At 42.5% G+C, this 21,193-nt stretch carries 18 protein-coding genes; 7 read left to right on the top strand and 11 right to left on the bottom strand.

Annotated features, from left to right (window positions below; translation table 11 throughout):
• Nucleotides 1–29 precede the first annotated feature (29 nt).
• From ACOQON_RS03275 to ACOQON_RS03235, 9 genes are all read right to left on the bottom strand, one after another.
• Nucleotides 30–302, bottom strand: a complete 273-nt coding sequence (locus tag ACOQON_RS03275) for a helix-turn-helix domain-containing protein (RefSeq protein ID WP_370089402.1) — start codon at nt 300–302, stop codon at nt 30–32.
• A gap of 88 nt (nt 303–390) precedes the next feature.
• Nucleotides 391–1,212 carry an RteC domain-containing protein gene (locus tag ACOQON_RS03270; protein WP_420577492.1) on the bottom strand — a complete coding sequence of 274 codons (822 nt, stop codon included), beginning with the start codon at nt 1,210–1,212 and terminating at the stop codon, nt 391–393.
• Between the two features lie 150 nt (nt 1,213–1,362).
• Nucleotides 1,363–1,959 carry a mobile mystery protein B gene (locus ACOQON_RS03265; RefSeq protein ID WP_420577491.1) on the bottom strand — a complete coding sequence of 199 codons (597 nt, stop codon included), beginning with the start codon at nt 1,957–1,959 and terminating at the stop codon, nt 1,363–1,365.
• Nucleotides 1,950–2,366, bottom strand: coding sequence for a mobile mystery protein A (locus ACOQON_RS03260; RefSeq protein ID WP_420577490.1), 417 nt, complete (start codon nt 2,364–2,366; stop codon nt 1,950–1,952). The genes ACOQON_RS03265 and ACOQON_RS03260 overlap by 10 nt, the downstream gene beginning before the upstream one ends.
• Before the next feature lie 484 nt (nt 2,367–2,850).
• A complete protein-coding gene (locus ACOQON_RS03255) occupies nt 2,851–5,085 on the bottom strand; it encodes a glycosyl hydrolase 2 galactose-binding domain-containing protein (RefSeq protein WP_420577489.1) in 2,235 nt (744 codons plus the stop codon).
• Complete coding sequence (locus tag ACOQON_RS03250; protein ID WP_420577488.1) at nt 5,072–5,815, bottom strand: copper homeostasis protein CutC; 744 nt, start codon at nt 5,813–5,815, stop codon at nt 5,072–5,074. The genes ACOQON_RS03255 and ACOQON_RS03250 overlap by 14 nt, the downstream gene beginning before the upstream one ends.
• Nucleotides 5,812–7,995, bottom strand: a complete 2,184-nt coding sequence (locus ACOQON_RS03245; RefSeq protein ID WP_420577487.1) for a family 20 glycosylhydrolase — start codon at nt 7,993–7,995, stop codon at nt 5,812–5,814. Before ACOQON_RS03245 ends, ACOQON_RS03250 begins: the two co-directional genes overlap by 4 nt.
• Nucleotides 7,996–8,037: 42 nt before the next feature.
• The gene (locus ACOQON_RS03240; protein WP_420577486.1) at nt 8,038–8,802 is read right to left on the bottom strand and encodes an SDR family NAD(P)-dependent oxidoreductase; all 765 of its coding nucleotides are present in this window, start codon (nt 8,800–8,802) and stop codon (nt 8,038–8,040) included.
• Between the two features lie 200 nt (nt 8,803–9,002).
• A complete protein-coding gene (locus ACOQON_RS03235; protein WP_420577485.1) occupies nt 9,003–11,198 on the bottom strand; it encodes a choice-of-anchor D domain-containing protein in 2,196 nt (731 codons plus the stop codon).
• A 149-nt stretch (nt 11,199–11,347) separates the two neighbouring features.
• Between ACOQON_RS03235 and ACOQON_RS03230 the strand changes: the two genes are divergently transcribed.
• Both ACOQON_RS03230 and ACOQON_RS03225 read left to right on the top strand, forming a co-directional pair.
• Complete coding sequence (locus ACOQON_RS03230; protein ID WP_420577484.1) at nt 11,348–12,121, top strand: AMP nucleosidase; 774 nt, start codon at nt 11,348–11,350, stop codon at nt 12,119–12,121.
• A gap of 62 nt (nt 12,122–12,183) precedes the next feature.
• A complete protein-coding gene (locus ACOQON_RS03225) occupies nt 12,184–12,576 on the top strand; it encodes a hypothetical protein (protein ID WP_420577483.1) in 393 nt (130 codons plus the stop codon).
• Nucleotides 12,577–12,629: 53 nt separating this feature from the next.
• Here ACOQON_RS03225 and ACOQON_RS03220 read toward each other — a convergent pair whose 3' ends face one another.
• Nucleotides 12,630–13,514, bottom strand: a complete 885-nt coding sequence (locus tag ACOQON_RS03220; protein ID WP_420577482.1) for a DUF72 domain-containing protein — start codon at nt 13,512–13,514, stop codon at nt 12,630–12,632.
• Between the two features lie 30 nt (nt 13,515–13,544).
• A complete protein-coding gene (locus tag ACOQON_RS03215) occupies nt 13,545–14,408 on the bottom strand; it encodes an SDR family oxidoreductase (RefSeq protein WP_420577481.1) in 864 nt (287 codons plus the stop codon).
• Nucleotides 14,409–14,424: 16 nt separating this feature from the next.
• Here ACOQON_RS03215 and ACOQON_RS03210 point away from each other — a divergent pair, with 16 nt between their 5' ends.
• From ACOQON_RS03210 to ACOQON_RS03190, 5 genes are all read left to right on the top strand, one after another.
• Nucleotides 14,425–14,988: a nitroreductase family protein gene (locus ACOQON_RS03210; protein ID WP_420577480.1), complete on the top strand. Its 564-nt coding sequence runs from the start codon at nt 14,425–14,427 to the stop codon at nt 14,986–14,988.
• Nucleotides 14,985–16,319: a pyridoxal phosphate-dependent decarboxylase family protein gene (locus tag ACOQON_RS03205; RefSeq protein ID WP_420577479.1), complete on the top strand. Its 1,335-nt coding sequence runs from the start codon at nt 14,985–14,987 to the stop codon at nt 16,317–16,319. Before ACOQON_RS03210 ends, ACOQON_RS03205 begins: the two co-directional genes overlap by 4 nt.
• Nucleotides 16,320–16,387: 68 nt before the next feature.
• Nucleotides 16,388–16,738, top strand: a complete 351-nt coding sequence (locus ACOQON_RS03200) for a hypothetical protein (RefSeq protein ID WP_420577478.1) — start codon at nt 16,388–16,390, stop codon at nt 16,736–16,738.
• A gap of 108 nt (nt 16,739–16,846) precedes the next feature.
• Nucleotides 16,847–17,932 (top strand): efflux RND transporter periplasmic adaptor subunit, encoded by a 1,086-nt coding sequence (locus ACOQON_RS03195; RefSeq protein WP_420577477.1) that lies wholly within the window; start codon nt 16,847–16,849, stop codon nt 17,930–17,932.
• A 23-nt stretch (nt 17,933–17,955) separates the two neighbouring features.
• Nucleotides 17,956–21,183, top strand: coding sequence for an efflux RND transporter permease subunit (locus ACOQON_RS03190; protein ID WP_420577476.1), 3,228 nt, complete (start codon nt 17,956–17,958; stop codon nt 21,181–21,183).
• Nucleotides 21,184–21,193: the final 10 nt, after the last annotated feature.

Genomic DNA, 21,193 nt, shown 5'->3' with positions numbered 1-21,193 from the left:
TAATTCATCCTTCGAGGGCCTTAGGATGACTATTGATTATTGAATTTGTTTTCCTCCAACATTCTTAAGATGTCGTGGTAATCGTAATAGATCACTCCTCCGATCTTGGTGTAAGGAAGCGTGCCATTCACACGGAGGTTTTGTAAGGTTCCTGGAGAGATCTTTAGCATCTTCCGTAGCTCACTTGATCTAAGCCATTGCTTGTTTTGAGTATTATCTTCTGATAATACTTCCCTGATATCCTGGAGAAGTTCCATCTTGAATTCTCGCAGATCATCCGCTGTAATAATTGTTGCTGCCATCTAATATTTGTTTTTGTTTTTCGATGGCCAAAGCTGGAACGCTTTGAAACGTTTTATTCACAAGATGATACCAACTTGGGAAAGATAATTATTGATTTTCCTGTCTAATCTTCTCTAAAAGGCTGGTTTTCAATTCTTCCAACAATGAATCAGGGTTCTTTTTTAGTTTGATATCAGTATAAAGCCTGTAGTAGTTCCCAATATCGATATTCAAGGCCTTCTCCATTACAGCAAATGAATGTTTAAGGTCTCCTTTAAGCTTTCCTGCTGCATGAAGGGCATAAACCAGTTCAACAAGGTCGGTTTTGGATCCCTGCCAATCAAGTGTTTTCTGATATTCCCAACTTGGGTCCAAAGTTGGATTCTTCAAAGCAAACTTCTCATTCTTCAAGAACTGCATAAATCTATCAGCTGCGAGGAGACATGAATAGGTCGGATCAGCTGGAGAGCTGAACTCCGGCTCCAATGGGTACTCAAAACTTCCATGAAGTTTTGGACAGTATTCTCGCTTAGTAAAATACACCTCATCCATATGATCAGATTTCATGTTTATGTAGTTTCTGAACTCACAGTGCTTTTGCATATACGAGGAGGCCTCCTCCATGCATTGGTTGATGTATTTGTCCTTTAGTTTCGTACTCCCTCGAGGACGATCCTTGTAAAAGGTTATCATCCGATGATTGTAATGAAGCTCGGAGAAAAACTTGGGCTTGACTTCTTTGAAAAAGTGTATTTGTTTTGGGACTGTATTAAGTGATGCTTCGAGATAGAGTTCACGTAGTGTCCCAGTCAGTTCTTGACATATTTTTACTTTTTCTGAGCATTTTTCAATAGGTGAGTATCTCCTGCTGTCTATATCCAATAAGCGCTGCTCTAACTCACTGAGTAAGTCAAAACAAAGGTTTTCCAATGTGTGATTTGGTTGCTTGGTTCTTAAAAGACGGTGAAGTTAATATAAAACGGTTTGATATAACCTTATTTGATGCTAATTTAGTATCAACAGCAACAAGCTGATTTCTTAATGATAGCCCTTGTCCGCGGATAAGGGTTTTTGTTTCCGTCAGGATCGAGCAAATTTTAAAAGATTATCAAGTGATCCCTTATCAGCTTCTTTCAATGCTTTGAGATATTCTGACCTGGTGTCACTCTCATTACTCAAGTCACCATCACCCCAGGTGAAGTGATCCAAATCAAAAAGCTTCTCAATGATGATATCAGCCATTAGCCTGCTATGTCTTCCATTGCCATTTGAAAAGCAGTGAATGGATACGATTCTATGCTTAAACCTGATCGCAAATTCATCTGGTGAAAAGACTTCATCCTGGAGCCAAACTTTAGCATCCTCTATCAGATTGTTTAACTCCATTGGAATATTCCAGTAATCAACTCCAATGTTCTTTTGAGAATGACGAAATGACCCGGCCCATTTCCATACCTGATTAAACATTCGTTCATGAACGTCGCAAATAAACTTCTCAGTTAGGACTTTCTCTGGCTTGAAAGACTTTCCAATAAGCCACTGGATGGCTTCTTCTACATTTTGCTGCTCAAACTCATCGAGCTCTTCTCTAGTTGCAATGGTAGGGATGAGTAACCCCTCCTTCTCTTCTTCATCCAGAGGGGTCTGACCATTAATATAATCCAGGTCTAGTCCCATAGAATCTTAGGCATTTCAAGCTTCAAACTTTGAGCTCTTTCCTGGATTGCCTTATTTAATCTTTCCGGGGAGTTTGCCTGGTCTTCCAGCTTCATGGTTGTTGAAGTCCTGGTCACAATCTTTTTGGCCAACTCCAAGGCTTTGCGCTCTATTAAAGCATCAAGAGATCCATCATTAGGAACAAGTCCGTAAACAAGCTGCATATCAAGGGCTCGAGCTGCTTCTTTGAGGCTCTTGATTGTCAATGCTCCATTTACTTCTCTTGCTTCAAGTTTCATTACCCCTTGCTTAGTCATATCCAATCGAGCACCTAATTGCTCGAGTGACATTCCTAATGCAGTACGCGTTGCTCTAATCCATCCTGTTGGGGGGTTCGATACCTCCAATGCTGGTACAAATAACTGCATCTTGCGGTTAATTTGATCCTGTAAAAGGCGCTGTTTCTTGTCCATGAGTAAATGTATATGTTTACTTATATACCACAAATATAAACATATATGTTTACTAAACATAAATAAAAGTAAACTAATATGTTTACTTGCAATACTAATAGTTCGATGGGTTCGAATCCCTTCCAATAACAAAAGGCATTATAATTACTAAAACTAATAGGTGCGTAATTCGGTGCGTAAATCACCTAACTCAATATAACTCATTGATATTCAATAGATAAGTTTGGAGGTTCGAATCCCTCCGACTCCACAATGGCTCGAAAGCCAAAAAACAACCTTCTAATGAGCAAGAAAGAAATTTATTTCTGGAATTGCGAAAGTAGAGAGGTTGGGATACGAAGTATCGCTTTCGAGACTGACTAGATTGAAAGGGGGGATCATGAAATAATCCCTCCTTTTTCAATTCTCTTTAGTTGTAAAAATCAGGTAAAGTTTCTAATCAAATTTCTTCCCTCCGCTCAAACACCTTTTCCCCATCCTGAAACAGGGTCAGCTCAGCAGTTGAAAAACCCATATTGGAAATGGAAGCCAATAGCCTCACTCCATTCCGCTTGACAAAAACGTTCATCTCCTCCCTGATAATGTTTCCTGAAGGAGTATGAAGAGATACCTGAAGCAACCCTTCAAAATCTTCGAGGGTGTCGTTAATAATTGTCAGTTCGATTTGATCTTCGTTGACTTTTGGAATTACTGCCAAGGGCGCAAACAGGGTTTTCAAGTCCTCATAAAACACTTTTCTTCTTCCAAACACATCAATTGCACTCCAACTGGGTCCAGGCCAGCAGTCATTTAGTTGCCAGAACAAACTACCCCAGCAATGGCCTTTGTTCAACCGATGCACATCGATTGCCATTTGCATCGCCTTCGTCTGTGTAAGCTGGCTTTTCTTTAGAAAGTCATCGAACCCTAATGGTTTTCCAAAGTATTTAGTGGCTTGCTTTTCAATCAGACCGTTTCCTCTATAGCTCTTTTGATGATGCTTCATAACCTCCGCATCCAGACTCCAATTCGAAGAGTCTGCATAGTAGGCCACAGTCTCTTTATCAGGGAAAGATTGAAAGCCATATTCACTCATAAATCGGCCTACATTATCATTATAGTCCTCAAAATCATCATCTCCATGCCACACGCCCCAGTAGTGCATGCTTCCATAATTAAAATTTTCTGGTGTACCCCAGTTGCTCAGCGGGGAAGTGGTTGTATAGCTTCGGTCATCCAGTCCCGCCAACCACTCAGGGATCTGCTCATGAAAAAGTGCCAGGTAGTCTTCCCACAGTTTGGTTGAGTCTGCTTTGCTATACCCATACTGGCCCTGCCACCCCCAGTTTTTCCAGGCCACTTCAATCTCATTGTTGCCATTCCAGTGAACGATAGATGGGTGATTTCTTAGGCGCTTGACGTTATCAATTACCTCCTTCTTCACATTGTTCATGAATTGTCCATTTCCGGGATACATGGTATTAGCAAACATGAAGTCCTGCCATACCAGGATGCCGTTTTCATCACATAACTCATAAAAAATGTCGTTTTCGTAAATGCCGCCACCCCATACCCGCAACATGTTAATATTGGCATCTTTCACAGCCCCGGTCAGTGCTTGATAATCCTCATCCTTCACAGAAGGCAGAAAGTGGCTTTGTGGAATGTAATTGGCTCCTCTGGCAAAAAGTGGCTCACCATTTACTTTGAAATAGAAAGACCGACCTATGCTGTCTTGTTCCTGCACAAGCTCCACCGTTCGTAACCCAGTACGCACCATATCTTCATCGATCACCTGACCTCCTTTTTTCATAATCACAGAGATATCATACAGGTGTGGATTCCCCCATCCATTGGGCCACCATCGTTTGGGGTTACTAATGTTGAATGGAATCACTATTTCATTTCGGCCATCTTCCAGCATAACCACCGAGTCCTGCCCCATGACCATCACTTCCACATCTAAGTAAGACGCTGATTCAATCTCAATCACAGCCAGAAGATTAGCTACTTCATCTAAAATTGTCAGCTGCTTGATTTGTACATCTCGTATGATCACGTCATCCCAGCTTTGTAAATAAACCGGTCGCCATATCCCTGAAGTAACTAAACGGGGACCCCAGTCCCACCCGAAATGGTATGGGGCTTTCCTCGTAAACGGACTGACTTTAATAGGTGCTTCTTCACTGCTGGCCGGCAACTGATAGGGCAAGGACTCTACTTTTTCTTTGTTTATCGCTATGGGAGATTGGAACTGAACCAGTAAATGATTCTCCTTTTCCTGCAATAGTCCTGCTACCGGTACCCTCCAGCTTCTGAACATATTGTCTGCTTCCAGGATCAAGGAGTCATTCAGGTAGACATCTGCGTAAGTATCCAACCCTTCAAATACAAGCTCGTGACTACTTCTCCGCAACGTTTCGCCGTTGACATCAAAAGTGGCTTGGTACTCCCAGCCCTCATTTTCGATCCACTGAACGTCCAGTTCATTCATGCCTACCCATGGGTCAGGGATAATTTCATTGCCCATCAGGTCGGTATGCACCACGCCGGGGACAGTGGCAGGAAACCATTCCTCAGTGCCCGACTGCCTGAACGTCCAGCCTTCCGTTAGATCCGTTTTGATATTCGGAGAAGGTTGCGAACAGGAAACAGCAACCAAGACTAAAACCGAAATGAGTTTACCCCCTTTCATCCAGCATTTTTCTAAGTTGTTTGATCTTTTCAATGTTGGAAACAGCGATCTGCTCCTCCGAGATATCCTTAGAGCCATTCATCGGGACTTTCATCGGGTGATTGGACGTCCGCTGCTCATATTCTTTAGCAGAAAGATGAAATTCGGTACAGCCGGCCTCAATCAACCCTTCAATATTCTCCGTATTGATCCCCCCTCCCGGTAACACAATGATGTGATTTTGGGCATGTTTGACCAGCTTACTGATAAGTGCCTTTCCTTTTGCCGCTGAAGTTTTCTGACCGGAAGTGAGGACCCGATCCACACCTAATTCAATTAGATCGTCTAACGCTGATAGGGGTTCCGCAACATGGTCGAATGCGCGATGAAAAGTAAATGGAAGCCCGCAGGACCGCTCTATCAATTCCCTGGTTCTATTTTGGTCGATGGATCCGTCAGAAAGTAAAACCCCGGAGACTATGCCTGCAACTCCTATTTCCGTGCAGTATTCTATCTCACGTTTCATAAGCTGAAACTCCAAATCTGTATAAGTAAAATCACCTCCCCTGGGTCGGATCAAAACGAAAACAGGTATCGAGAGAAGCTGAACCGCCATTTCGATGGTTGCCATGCTTGGCGTTGTTCCTCCCTCCCATAGGTTATCACAAAGCTCGATCCGGTTCGCACCTCCCTGCTCCGCATTGATGGCAGAGGTTAATCCGTTTGCACATATCTCAATTGTATACTTCATTGACTTACACTGAATTCATCAATAAATATCCAGGCGTCACTTCCAGCTGCATCGTGCCAGTCAGGGCACACACCGATGTTTTTAGCTTTGAGCCTGACATAGCGGACCTGAATAGCCGAATCCAGTCTCAATGCAAACTCTTGCGTCCGTTGCTTCTTATCTCTTGGTGATCGTTGGTTTTCCACAACCCCTACTTCTTCAAATGCTTCCCCATCAGATGAGACGGCATAAGTTACTTGTTCGGGATAGAAAATCCAGGCATTGTTGTATTGAAGGTAACCGGAAGATAGCTCCTGAATACTCACAACTTCTCCCAGATCGATGGTTACCGCTACATCATCGCCCCAGTATCCCTGCCAGTTCCCGTCCCGGAATTGATGGCTCCCTTTCTTCCCATCGGTTAGTCCAGCCTCTCCTCCGGCTGTGTAACTAGCGTGGTACTCAAATTCGTATTCTGGGATCAACCCAATAGCTATATGAGGTTTGAACGACTGCCTGATGGTATCTTTAAAAGTAGTGCCACCACGCTCAAAAGTGATAGACCAACGCTGAGGTTGATTGATCATAACTGGCTCGTTATATGCTTTTCGCTTACCATTCACGGCATAATATATTTGAAAATCCGGATCATAGGAGTCTAGCACCGCAAACAACTCTCCGTTCTGAATTTTTGTGGATGTAGATACAGGTACAGTCTCAAAACCATAATGTACATCTAGTTTGTCCAGTATAGGATAATGATCCCTGACCCTTGACCTAAACTCCCCGAAGTATTTATCTGAAGTACTCCATAGAGCCTCTGACATGGCAAGTATCCGTGGAAAAACCTTTAAATCAACCTTATTTTGAGGTGCACGCTCAGTCCACATGTTACACTCTCCTCCCAGAATTAATTGAGCTTCCTCTCCTGAAATGCCATCAGGGATCGGATCAAAGGAATAGACCTTTTCCATGTCTATATCATTTAACCCATAATCAAAGTAGGAGTGAGAAGTTGGTGACAGGATCGCCTGATGCCCCTGACTGACAGCCTCCTTCGCCCCATCAAACCCGCGCCAGCTTTGAACAATGGCTCCATCAGGGAGTCCTCCCTCCAGGATTTCGTCCCACCCTATCATTTTTTTACCTTTCGATTTCAGAAAGGAGCCTATTCTTCCGATAAAATAGCTTTGGAGTTCATGCTCATCATGCAAGTTTTCTTCTTTGATCCGTCGTTGACATTTTTCACAGTGCTCCCACCGAAACTTTGGTACCTCATCACCACCGATGTGGATGTATTCGGAGGGAAACAATTCGATTACTTCTGTAAGGACATCCTCCAGAAATATAAAAGTGGAGTCATTCCCCGCACAGTAAATTTCTTTAAACACTCCCCACTCAGTCTCCACCTCAAACGGACCTCCTGTACAGGAGAATTGAGGGTATGCTGCTAAAGCAGCCTGGGAATGTCCCGGAAGCTCGATCTCTGGTACAATGGTCACGCCACGCGCTTCCGCATAGGCCACTACTTCCCTAATCTCTTCTTTTGTATAAAAACCTCCATATTTTCCTCCATTTCCATCATCCCGCCAGGCACCTACCTCAGTGAGCATAGGGTATTTATCTATCTCAATTCGCCACCCCTGATCTTCGGTCAAATGCCAATGCAGTACGTTCATCTTATACAAAGACAGCAAATCAATATATCGTTTGACAAAGTCAATATCCATGAAGTGCCTGGAGCAATCGAGTAATAACCCTCTCCATTCAAAACGTGGATTATCGACCAATGTCATTGATGGGATCTGAAACTTATCATTCTGGAGTAGTAGCTGGCGAATGGTTTGCATGCCGTATAGCAATGCCTGACAGCTGCCCCCGGATACCTTGACTTGTTCTGATTCGACAGAGATCGCATATTCATTTGAAGAACGATCGTCTAATTCAAATACAATCGCATTATCTGCGGTTTCTGTTTCAGCATGTAGCTCATAGCCAGTCAGCTCTTGAAAATAGTCTTTTACGACATCAAGTTTACACTCTTCCGGAAGTGTCAAGGTCGTGAACTCGTTAATCATAAATATTCCTTCCTCAACTTCTAGCTTTGCTGGTACAGGGATAATTGAAGTTTTATTGATCGATTCAGGTCTGGAACAAGCGAAAAGGAGAGCCAGTTGTAGGATTAAAAACGAAAGCCTCATTGGGCTAAAATTAACTAAATCAGCTTTCTCTCTACAAGTTTGTTACAACCCAATCCCCCCATCTATGGTCAATGTCTGGCCGGTGATAAAGCCTGCCTGATCGGAGCAAAGCCAGTATATCGCTTCAGCAATTTCATCTACCTTGGCATATCGGCCAAGTGGAGTAGCTTTTAGAATTCGGTCTTTCAACTCCGGCTTACTTGCGTGAAGGTGATCCAGGTACTGGGTATCAGTGTAGCCGGGACATACCGCATTGATTCGGATATTTTTTTTACCGTATTCCAAAGCAGCGGTTTTTGTTATGCCTACCACGGCATATTTGCTTGCTGCATAAGAAATGTGATTAGGTGACGCTTTCAGTCCGGCCAAAGAAGCTACATTGACAATCAAACCCCCACCCTGTTCCAGCATATAGGGAATGGCGTATTTCATTCCATAATACACACCACTTTGATTGACTGATACAACCCGCTCCCAATCAGCAATATCTGTATCTGCTGTTTTTGCAATTTTATTTGGCCCTACTCCGGCATTATTGATTAGCACATCCAGTCGATCAAACCGGTCTACGGCCGCTTTCATCAGCTGAGCAACACGCTTAGGATCTGAAACATCAGTGGCAAGGGCAATACAGGATTGAGGACGAATCGTATTTAAATGATTCATCAATTCATCAGCAGCCGACTTGTCCTGATCTGAAAGTACAAGATTCATTCCTCCGTGGAGGCTCATCAAGCGAGCAGTGGCTGCACCTATTCCATGCGCTGCGCCGGTGATAACGCAGACTTTGTCTGGCGGTGAATCCATAGAATTAATTTAATTGATTTTATGGTGGTGTTGAAATCAAATGCACTAAAAAACCGCACTGTGTTAATTAAACTCAATTAATTATTCATATAGTGATATGACTTACTGAGTTACCTAACATTTTGACATTAAAAAAGCCCCGACTGAAGTCGAGGCTGCCTTAGCCTGCTCCTGGAACAAGCTTCCTTAGTTTGTCTTAATTATTTTTTGATCAGTCTGCCTGCCTTGTGTCGGATTCCTTCTTTTTCCACAACCATTATATACATACCATTAGATAAGAGTGAAATATCATATTCATTAGTGCTAGATGGGATAAATCTTACCACCTCTTTACCTTGGCCATTGATCAAAATTAGTTGCTCAAAAGAAGTCTTATCCTTTACTTCCACCCTAAAAAAGTCTTTACTCGGATTTGGAAAAACTCTGATCTCATTCGTTTTTGGCAAATCATCAAAGCCTAATGGCTCCTCACCTATTCCTACAACAGAAAATGAATAGACTCCTTCATCTGCATCATTATTTAATATTTCTACTGTGGCTGAGCTAGTACCTGAACTTGACGGATCGTAGGTAACATCAAATGTTGTGCTTCCAGCTCCATTAATTGATGCCGGTGTTGTAATATTCGATATCGAAAAGTCAGATGAACCTGTGCCTGATATTGTGACGGAACTGATATTCAGCGTTGCTTCACCGGTATTTTGGATCGTGAACGTGTTGGTTACCGTGCTTCCTACCGTAGCAGTACCAAAGTCTGTCCCGTCATCTAATGAAGGAGTTTCATCTCCACTGACTATATCCACGCTTTCCCCCTGGACATTTATTTCTGCCGGTGTTTGGGCTGTACCGGTAATGATAAATGCATAAGTACCCTCATCTTCATCAGAGCTGGAAATTTGTAGTGTGGCTGAACTCGTACCTAAGCTAGATGGATCATAGGTTATATCAAACGTTGTGTTTGCCAATGCCGACACAGATGCAGGTAAGGTGATATTACTGACTGAAAAATCAGGTGCATCTGTTCCTGAAATTTGTATGTCAGTTATATCAAGAGGCCTGGAGCCCTCATTTGCTATGGTAAACGTATGAGTTGATGGAGATCCGATTGTTACAGCACCAAAGTCAGTACCATCACCTTCATTTGGAGAGTCATCTCCATTGGTTATGGAATTACCATTTCCTAGTAAATCAATTTCCTGAGGCTTTATATAAACCACTCCAAAACGCTGAATACTCGATTGGCCATCCAGGCTAGTGAAGTTTCCACCAACAAAAAGATGATCTCCACTCAGCAACATGCAATTGAAACTACCTCCATTATCTACAGCCCAGGTGGCATCTGCCACTCCGGCTCCTGTTGTACTCAATTTCGCCAAACGGACAATCGACTCTCCACCTATTGAATTAAATCCACCTCCTGCATAAAGGTCTCCGTCATACATTGATAATGCAAATACAAAATTATTTCGAGGTGGATTGGGATCCCAATTGGCATCTGCTGCTCCAGTTCCAGATGCATGGATTTTTGCAATGCTTCGCCTGGACTGTCCACCAGCAGAAGTAAATCTTCCTCCAATGAATAGCGAATCTCCAACCAGCTCCATATCGCTCACTTCATTATTGGGATTAGGGAACCAACCTGAACTTACAGCTCCATCGCTTCCGTTAAGTTTAGCTAACTCATTTACACCCGTAGCTCCAACATGATCAAAAGCACCCCCAATGTACAAGGAATCAACACTTTCATCATAAATCATGGTGAGAATTTTGCCTGGCACAGTAGTATTATTGTATGGGATATACGTAGTAACGCTAGGACTAAAACTCCCATCTAAATTGCCGGTTGATGTATCGAATTTTGTGAGGCAGTTTCTGGCCGTAGAGCTAATGTTGGCATAATTTCCCCCAACGTAAATTGAATTATTCCCTAATTCCAATGCTCGTACCGGAGCATCAGGTGACGGATCCCAACTTTCTAATATGGGTGAGGCTCCTGATTTATCAATTTTTGCAAGGCTGCTTCTGGCAGAGCCAAGAATGGTGGTAAACTGACCTCCTATGTACAGGTAGTCTCCGTCTACTTCCAGGGCGTATACGTGGTTATCCAATTGAAGATCCCAGGATTCGTCTAATGAATAGTCATTCTTATCATACCTTACCAGATAAGACAGATTACTAGTGTTTGTTCCATCGGACAATTCCGTAAACTGGCCTCCTATGTATATGTAACTATCATCCTCAGCAATTGCCTGAACAGTGCTATTAGGATAGTAATCGCCAGCATTAATCGCTACTTGAGCGTTAGTATTAAGACTGATTAAAAAAAGAATTGAAACAAACAGATAAAAATGCTTCGTTCTAAACGATACATTTTTGGTATAACTAAGGTCGGACATAAGGTTAGAGAAAGTGGTTATTTATTTCTAAGATAGATTATTTTTTTTTCAAAGGTGAAAATTCCATATTTCATATTCCTGACAACCTTCTTATAATTCCTGCCAATTTCGCCCGGCTCAAATAGCCGGTTCATCTACCTTTGCACTTTATGAAAACAAAAGATGAAATTGTAGACGACTGGTTGCCCAGATACACAGGTACCGAACTGGATGAATTCGGGAAATATATCCTGCTCACCAACTTTCAAAATTATGTAGACCTCTTCGCGGAGAAATTCAATGTGAAGATCAAGGGTAACACCCGAGCCATGCAAACAGCAACTCATGATGATATAACCATCATTAATTTTGGAATGGGGAGTGCGATGGCGGCCACCGTAATGGACCTTCTGTCAGCTATAATGCCTAAAGCTGTTCTGTTTCTTGGTAAATGTGGCGGACTAAAAAGTGAGAATAAACTGGGTGACCTCATTCTACCCATTGCAGCAATAAGAGGTGAAGGTGCGTCCGATGATTATATGCCACCTGAAATACCTGCGCTCCCTTCCTTCCGACTACAACGATCGGTTTCTCACGCAATCAAAGCAAAAGGATTTGACTACTGGACCGGAACCGTTTTCACCACCAATAGAAGAGTATGGGAGCACGACGAGGATTTTAAAAGCTACTTGAAAGAAATTAGGGCATCTGCTATAGATATGGAGACTGCAACACTCTTTACTGTGGGTTTTGCCAACAAAATACCGAGGGGTGCACTACTACTTGTCTCTGATAACCCGATGACTCCAGAAGGAGTAAAAACCTCAAAAAGCGATCAAAAAGTGACTGCTGAATTTGTTAAAAACCATCTGGATATCGGTATTGACTCATTGATGGAACTCAGCAGCTCGGGTGAGTCTGTGAAACATTTGAGGTTTGAATGAAGAATTCTGTCTCTATTAAACCTTTCATCAGATTTATCATCTAAGAACAAACAAAACTTTAGATGATGAAAAAATTTGCATTAATTATTGGATTGATCGTCGCAGCAAATATCCTTTTTGCCCAGGGTAAAAAAGAGATGATGCGAGAAAAGGCTGAGCTTAAAATTGAAGAATACAAAGAACGATTAAATCTAACAGATAATCAGGTAGATGAACTGAAGAAAGTAAGAGAGGAAATGAAGCCAGAATTCGAGGCTTTAAGAAAAGACGAATCGAAATCCCGCAGTGACAAAATGAGAGCACACGCTGATCTAATTGATAAAAGGGAAGCCAAGGTTGCTGAAATTTTAACGGAAGACCAGTTTGCAGAATTGAAAGTTATTCAGGAGGAGAATAAGCAAAAACGTATGGATGTGCGTGAAAAAAGACAAGAGCGTCGAGGAGGTGGTCGATGATTTGCCATCTTTGAAGTCAAGAGTTATCCCGGATTTATTCCGGGATTTTATCTTTATTCAAACAAGCTCTTCTGATCCTGCCCTACCGGAACGGTGAGATCCAATCCAAATTCTTTATTGATTTTTTGAATTAGGTAAGCAGACAACACTGGTGACTCCTTTTCCAGATTTTGATGAACGAAGAAATAAAGATTCTCCATCCCCTGGTCAAACCACTTTTTTATTCGATCCATCCATACATCTAATCTCGAATAGTCACTCTCATGGTTGGCACCTACATACCTCACAAAAACATCTGGTGATGTCAGTCGCATGTGCAGCAAATCCCTTCGACCAGCGGTATCGGTCACAATGTTTGAAATATTATGCTTTTCAAAGAGGGCATATACTTCATTAGCCACTTCTGCATCATTGAACCATTCGGTGTTTCTAAGCTCTATCGCCAATGGGATATCCTTCGGCCAGTACTCCACTGCCGTGATTAGGCGATCCATATTTTTTGGCTTGAAGTTGTCATGCAGTTGCAGAAAACACATCCCCAGCTTATCACCAAAAGCTCTAATATTGGTCGTATACCGCTCTATCGGCTCCTCCACATTATTTAGGCGCTTGATGTGACTGACCATCTGATGAACTTTAGGGAAGAACTTGAAATCATCCGGAGTTTTTTCCACCCACTTTTCAATCTGCTCAATTCGAAAATGGTTGTAGAAAGTCGCATTAAGCTCGATCGAGTTGAATTGAGTGGAATAGTATTCCAACTCATCCTTGGTCCCTCGGGGGTAAAACTTCTTCAAATCCTGACGATTCCACTTGGCACAGCCAACAAAAACACTTTGAAGACCTTTGCCTTTCGCCAAAACCTTCTCTGTATCATGATGGTCATCCGGTAGGCTGAAATCTATTTCCTCTGGATTATCTACGCTTCCAAATTTCATAATCTAAAGCTAAGTCGTTTTCTCAAAAACCTAACTCAAAAGGCCCAATGCTTTTCCGATAAATCTATCCACGACCCGAGTAGGCATCATTCGAGGCAGTGTCCAATTTTTGAATTTACCTGCCATCAATACGTATCTGACCTTTGGTCGTTTGGCCTGAAAGGCTTTAAAAATAGATTTAGCCGCTTTTTCACTTGTTAGGGCGCCATTCACAGCTTTCGTCACAAAGACGTCCTGAAACTTCTTCAATGCTGGATAAAAAATCGATTTACTGAACCTCTCCTCTTCTGCTTGCGAAGCACCTTTTTCCCAAATAGGTGTTTTGATTGGTCCGGGCTCAATAAGAGTCACATCGATTCCAAAGAGTAATAGTTCTTTTCTCAGACTTTCGGTAATCCCTTCCAAAGCATGTTTGGACCCGGAATAAGGAGACATAAATGGCATTCCGTGTCTTCCAGCCACAGAAGAAATTTGGATGACTCTCCCGGGATCTGAAGGTGGATTTTCATCTGCTCCCAATAGTGGGAGAAAAGCCTGAGTGACTTTGATCAAGCCAAATACATTGACTTCAAATTGATGTCTATAATCATCTACCTTCAAATCCATTAATGGCCCGCCTATCGCGATCCCTGCATTGTTTATCAAAGCTCCAAGACCCTCATGACCGATTTCCTTTTTCAGCCATGCTGCTGCTTTCTCTACAGCAGCAAAATCCGTCACATCAAAAATTAATGGATGAAATGCTTCTCCAATCTCTGCACGCAAACGATCGGCATCTGATTGTTTTCTTACACTCCCATATACGGTATAACCTTTTTCAACAAATATCTTTGCCAGATCATATCCAATTCCGGTGGAAACACCAGTTATGAGGATGTTTTTAGATTTAGCCATTTAATTAGGATCAATAGTGAGTACAATAAATGAAATCATTCGCAAGCGCCGATCGGTCTATCCCCTGCAATATATTGATAAGCCCATCCCAAAAGAAATCCTTCAAGAACTCTTACTCAATGCCAATCATGCACCTACACATAGACTTACGGAACCGTGGCGATTCAAGGTTTTTACCGGGGAAGCAAAAAAGAGACTCGGTGAGTTTCTTGGTAAGAAATACCAGGAAATTACTCCAGATGCAGATCCATCGAAACTAAAAAAAATCCAAACCAAGCCGATTCAGGCAGGAGCTATTCTGGCAATCATTCTTCACCGTGACCCAAAAGAGCGTGTGCCTGAGTGGGAAGAGGTTGCATCCGTGGCATGTGCGGTACAAAATATCTGGTTGGCTTTAGATCAATATAATCTTGGCGGATATTGGAGTAGTCCTGAACTGTGTAAATTCCTTGGTGAGCATGTAAATATGAAACAGAATGAGACCTGTATTGGCTTTTTTTACATGGGATACTGCGAACCTTCTGACCGAATCATAGAAAAGAAACCCATTGAGGACAAAGTAGAATGGATGGAGCAATGAAATTAGAGCGAGAATCAATACAACTGCTGGAAAAAGCACTGCGGAAACTTGAATCAGGTTTCGACCTGCCTGATTTTAGCACTTCGGCAGACTTCCAAAAAATGGAAGAAGTGATCGTGCGAACGGCTGAAAAGATGCGGGACAACTATCCATACTTTCATCCACTTTTTGCCGGACAAATGCTAAAACCACCCCATCCGATAGCAAAGGCTGCCTATATGTTAGCCATGTGGATCAATCCAAACAACCACGCAATGGATGGTAGCAAGGCCAGTTCGCCGATGGAAAAGGAAGTGGTTGGTGATTTAGCACAAATGTTTGGCTGGAACGAACACCTGGGACATTTAACCGGTGGTGGCACCATGGCTAACCTTGAAGCGCTATGGGTAGCAGGAAAGATACATCCTGACAAAAAAATCATTGCTTCCGATCAGGCACATTACACACATGAGCGGATTTCTGAAGTGCTCAAGTTGAAATTTGATAAGGTAGCCACCGATGAACAGGGACGAATTAATGTAAGAGCGCTGGAAGAGAAACTTGAAAGCGGTGATGTAGGCACAGTGGTCTGTACCATGGGAACAACTGGTTTAGGGGCTGTAGATCCACTGGATGAAGTTCTGAAGCTTCAGAAGAAATATAGCTTCAGGATTCATGCCGATGCGGCTTATGGTGGATATTTTAAATTATTAAACAACCTGGAAGAGGAAACTGAAAAGAAGTATTCAGTGATGAATCATGTGAACAGCATTGTCATTGACCCGCATAAGCAGGGCCTTCAGCCGTATGGATGTGGCTGTGTACTTTTCAAAGATCCGGAGGTGGCTAAATTCTACATTCACGATTCACCATATACCTATTTCACTTCCGATGACTTGCATCTGGGCGAAATTAGCCTGGAGTGTTCCCGGGCAGGTGCTTCCGCAGTTGGACTTTGGGCAACACATCAATTATTGCCTCCGGTAAAAGGAGGTCAGTTTGCCGCAGACTTGGAGAAGTCGAGAAACGCCGCATTGAAGCTTTATGAAAAACTTAAATCAAGTGACGATTTCCACACTATTGTCAAACCGGAAACAGACATTGTAGTCTGGTGTGTGAAAGGAGAAACAACAAACAAGATGTCCGAAGCAGCAAAGGTTTTTTTTAAAGAAGCTGAAAAAAATCACCTTTACTTGTCACTCTATAAATATCCTACTTCAAAATTTTCAGAACCTGATTTTAAAATCGATTCTGACTATTTGGTGTGTCTTCGCTCTTCCCTGATGAAACCTGAACATGAAGACTGGCTGGAAGAAATCTGGAAAAGAATGATGAAATCAATAGAGAATTAAGTTGATTCATCTATGTTTTTATCGGTTTGGTAAAAAAAACAGCTTCTACCCATAAGATAAGCTCGTTCATGATTAATTTCGATCCGTTAAAGAGTATCCTGATCTTGCTACGCAAAATATTACATATTGCTTTTGCCTGCATCCTGATCTTCACCACTACGGCTTCTATTTGGAGCCATTTGATTGAAGACCAGGACGACCCCATTGAACTTCGAACTGAGACAGATTCAGAAAAAGGAGAAAAGGAAGGCAAAAAGGGTCTGGAAGAATGGGACGATGATTTTGCCAGTGAAGTAGCCGACATCACCCCCTCTATCAATGGTGGTTTTCAAAAAACAGGATCGAGCTCTTTTTGTCCAACCGAAGGTGCTTCCTCCAAGCTATATATCCTCTATAGTCGATTAAAGTTAGACTGCTAGACTTTCCTCTGGGCCTACTGGCCTCTCCTACACTATTGATTTCTTAGTAGTCTACTAAATGTCTTTCCTGAAGGAATAGACCCATTTTATTTAATCGACATCAGAAAAATGAAAAATATTTTAGTCATCGGTGGCTTTACTCTGCTAATGAGCATTGTAGTAAGCTGCGGAACACATAAAGAGCATCAGGAAGCTCTAAAAGAATTACCTGTTACCAATCCAATCAGAAAGGATACATTAACAACACGCGTTTACGTATCTCAAATTCATTCCTCCAGGCATATCGAATTGCGTGCGCTGGAAAAAGGATATCTGGAAAAAATTTACGTTGATGAGGGCCAATTCGTAAAGAAAGGTCAGTTAATGTTTCAGATCATGCCTCGACTCTATCAGGCTGAGTTAGAACGAGCTGAAGCCGAGGCAAAATTCGCAGAAATTGAATACCAGAACACCAAAAAACTAGCCGATCAAAATGTGGTGGCTCCAAATGAACTGGCGCTTTCCAAAGCAAAGCTGGATAAAGCAAATGCTGAGCTTGCTCTGGCTCAGGTTCATCTTGATTTCACAAGGGTAAGAGCTCCCTTTGATGGCATTATGGATCACTTCCATGTAAGAGAAGGAAGCCTTGTTGAGGAAGGCGAGCTATTAACCACACTTTCAGACAATCATGAAATGTGGGTGTACTTTAATGTACCTGAAGCAGAATACCTGGATTACAAAAGCAAGGTCAGAGGCGACAGTATCATGGAAGTACAATTGAAGTTAGCGAACAACAAGATGTTCGAATACCATGGCATGGTCACGACCATCGAAGCAGACTTCAATAATGAAACCGGAAATATTGCATTTAGGGCTACTTTCCCTAATCCTAAAGGACTATTAAGACATGGTGAAACGGGGAATATCCTTGTCAAAAGACCATTAAAAAATGTCTTATTAATACCTCAAAAAGCCACTTTTGAGATTCTTGATCAAAAGTATGTTTTTGTGGTTGATGAAGATAATGTCGTTCGCTCCAGACACATCACAGTTGGAGCTGAGCTTCCACACCTGTATGAAGTCAAATCCGGTTTGAAAGAAACGGACAATGTGCTACTTGAAGGTTTACGAAAAGTGAGAGATGGAGAGAAAATCACCATCGACTTTCAAGAACCAGAGGATGTCATAAGCAAACTGGACCTTCACGCTGAGTAATCACCATCTAAACGAGTATTACAATGTTTCTAAGTAGAATAATACATAGACCCGTACTGGCTATAGTCATATCAATAGTGCTATTGTTTACGGGCTCACTGGCTATCAAGACACTTCCGATTTCCCAATTTCCTCAAATAGCACCCACGGTGGTCAATATATTCATTGCCTATCCGGGTTCTAACGCAGAGGTTTTAGTGAACTCCACACTGATTCCATTGGAGCAATCCATTAATGGTGTACAAGACATGCGCTACATCTCCTCAGATGCCACGAGTGCTGGTGAAGCCACCATCCGCGTCATTTTTGAGCCGGGAACAGATCCCAATGAAGCCGTTATCCGGGTAAAGACACGGGTAGATCAGGTGATGCCATTACTCCCTCCGCTTGTTCAGAGAGAAGGGGTTATCATCACGCCTATCCAGCCCAGTATGTTGATGTATGTCAACTTATATAGCAAGGATAAAGATGCTGATGAGAAATTCCTTTACAACTACGCAAATGTGAACATGGTCCCGGAAATCCAACGGATCAAAGGGATAGCACGTGCGCAGATTCTGGGAAGCCGGCAATATGCCATGAGGGTATGGCTAAAACCGGACCGCATGCGCGCATATAAAATATCAGCAGAAGAGGCTATGGAGGCCATGATGGAGCAAAGCCTGATAGCCAGACCAGGAAGACTCGGTAGAGCAGATGGCAAGGACTCGCAGGCACTGGAATATGTTTTAGTTTATCAGGATCGCTTTAACAAGCCCGAGCAATACGAGAGTATTATCGTAAAAGCCAATGAAGAAGGGGAAATCATTTACCTGGGTGATATTGCTGAAGTAGAGTTGGGAAGTGAATTCTTCGACATCTACTCTAATCTGGATGGCTATCCTGCAGCTTCCATCGTCTTGAAGCAGACGGTTGGTAGCAACGCGTCAGAGGTGATCGCTGAAGTAAAAGAAACATTGCTGGAAATGGAGCAAAACTTCCCTCCGGGGATGGATTATAAAATCAGCTATGATGTTTCCAACTTTTTGGATGCTTCCATTGAGCAAGTAACTCATACTTTACGAGATGCTTTCATTCTTGTCGCCCTGGTTGTATTTATATTTTTGGGTGATTGGAGATCCACTCTCATCCCCATTCTGGCAGTTCCGGTATCCTTGATCGGAGCTTTTTTCGTCCTCCAGATATTTGGATTATCCATCAACCTGATAACGCTCTTCGCACTGGTGCTTGCCATCGGTATTGTGGTGGATGATGCCATTGTTGTCGTAGAGGCTGTACATGCTAAAATGGAACAGAAAAATATTTCTCCATATAATGCAGTAAGAGAAGTGATGGGTGAAATTGGGGGAGCTATCATCGCTATCACACTGGTGATGGCATCTGTGTTCCTGCCAATCACATTTATGCCGGGTCCGGTGGGTACCTTTTATCGTCAGTTTGGTATTACCATGGCAAGCTCAATAATACTTTCAGCACTAGTAGCGCTTACCCTGACACCTGTACTCTGCGCCATGATACTGAAAAACAACCATGGCAAACAAAAGAAGAAAAACATACTAGATCGATTACTCAATTCATTCAATAGTGGGTTTGAAAAAATAACCGGAAAGTATGTAAGCATCTTGAGGAAGATTGTTGATCGACGAATGATTACCTGGGGTATTCTGATTGCATTTGGAATTGGGATTTATTTTGAAAACACATCCCTTCCTTCCGGATTTATTCCGAACGAAGATCAGGGGACGATCTACGCCATCATTCAAACCCCGCCGGGAGCTACATTGGAACGCACGAATCAGGTTTCTCATGAGCTGCAGGAAATCGCTGAAGAGATCGAAGGAATTGAATCTGTATCAGCATTGGCCGGATACGAGATTATGACCGAAGGGCGAGGATCTAATGCTGGTACCTGTCTCATTAACTTGAAAAATTGGTCTGACCGTGAGCATTCGGTTCATGAGATCATGGAGGAGCTGGAGGAGAAAACCCATAATCTTGGTGCAATCGTTGAGTTTTTTGAACCACCAGCAGTTCCTGGATTTGGTACTTCCGGCGGTTTCTCTCTTCGTCTTCTTGATAAGACCAATGAAACCGATTATCAAGATTTTGACCGAATCAATAGCAATTTCATGGATGCACTTCGTGAAAGAGAAGAGCTGACCGGGTTGTTCACCTTCTTCGCAGCTAACTACCCGCAGTATGAGATGATCATTGACAATAAGATAGCCATGCAGAAAGGTGTGTCTATCGATAAAGCCATGGAAAATCTCAATATCCTGATTGGCAGTACCTATGAACAAGGATTTATCCGGTTCGGTCGATTTTTCAAAGTCTATGTTCAGGCACTGCCTGAATACCGTCGCTACCCATCTGATCTGGATGAGTTTTTTGTGAAAAATGAGCACGGTGAAATGGTTCCTTATTCTTCCTTCATGAAGTTAGTGAAAAGACAAGGACCCAATGAAATCACTCGATACAACCTATATAACTCATCCTCTATTCGCGGACTTCCTGCAAAAGGTTTCACGACAGGTGATGCTATTGAAGCTATCAGGGAAGTTGCTGCTAATACCCTTCCTCGTGGGTATGACATTGCATGGGAAGACTTATCCTATGACCAATCAAGAAGAGGGAATGAGGCTCTTTACATTTTTATCATCGTTTTGATTTTTGTGTACTTAGTCTTAGCAGCACAATACGAAAGCTTTCTACTTCCTCTTGCAGTACTCTTATCCTTACCAATTGGGATATTCGGCTCATTTGCATTGCTTAAAATGATGGGCCTTGCCAATGATGTATATGCTCAGGTTGGGCTCATTATGTTGGTTGGATTATTGGGGAAAAATGCGGTTCTAATCGTAGAATTTGCCGTTCAAAAGCACCATCAGGGTGCTACTGTATTGGAGGCGGCCATAGAAGGAGCAAAAGTACGTTTCAGGCCGATTCTAATGACCTCATTCGCTTTTATAGCAGGACTCATACCATTAGTCCTCTCTCATGGGGCAGGTGCTGTAGGTAACAAAACCATTGGGGGATCTGCTCTTGGGGGGATGCTACTTGGAACATTGATAGGAGTACTGGTAATCCCCGGTCTCTACTACATATTCGGAAAAATGATGGAAGGTAGAAAAATGATTCAGGATGAACATGATGAGTCCCTATCAGAAGAATATGTACACTCAATTGTTGAAGAAAATAAAAAGTGGGAAGAAGCAAAAAAAGCCAAATCCAATGAAAATCAAGATCAATAAAATACGACTT

The organism is Ekhidna sp. (assembly GCF_965221965.1).
Classification (GTDB): Bacteria; Bacteroidota; Bacteroidia; order Cytophagales; family Cyclobacteriaceae; genus Ekhidna.
This window is presented reverse-complemented; position numbering and strand designations above follow the sequence as displayed.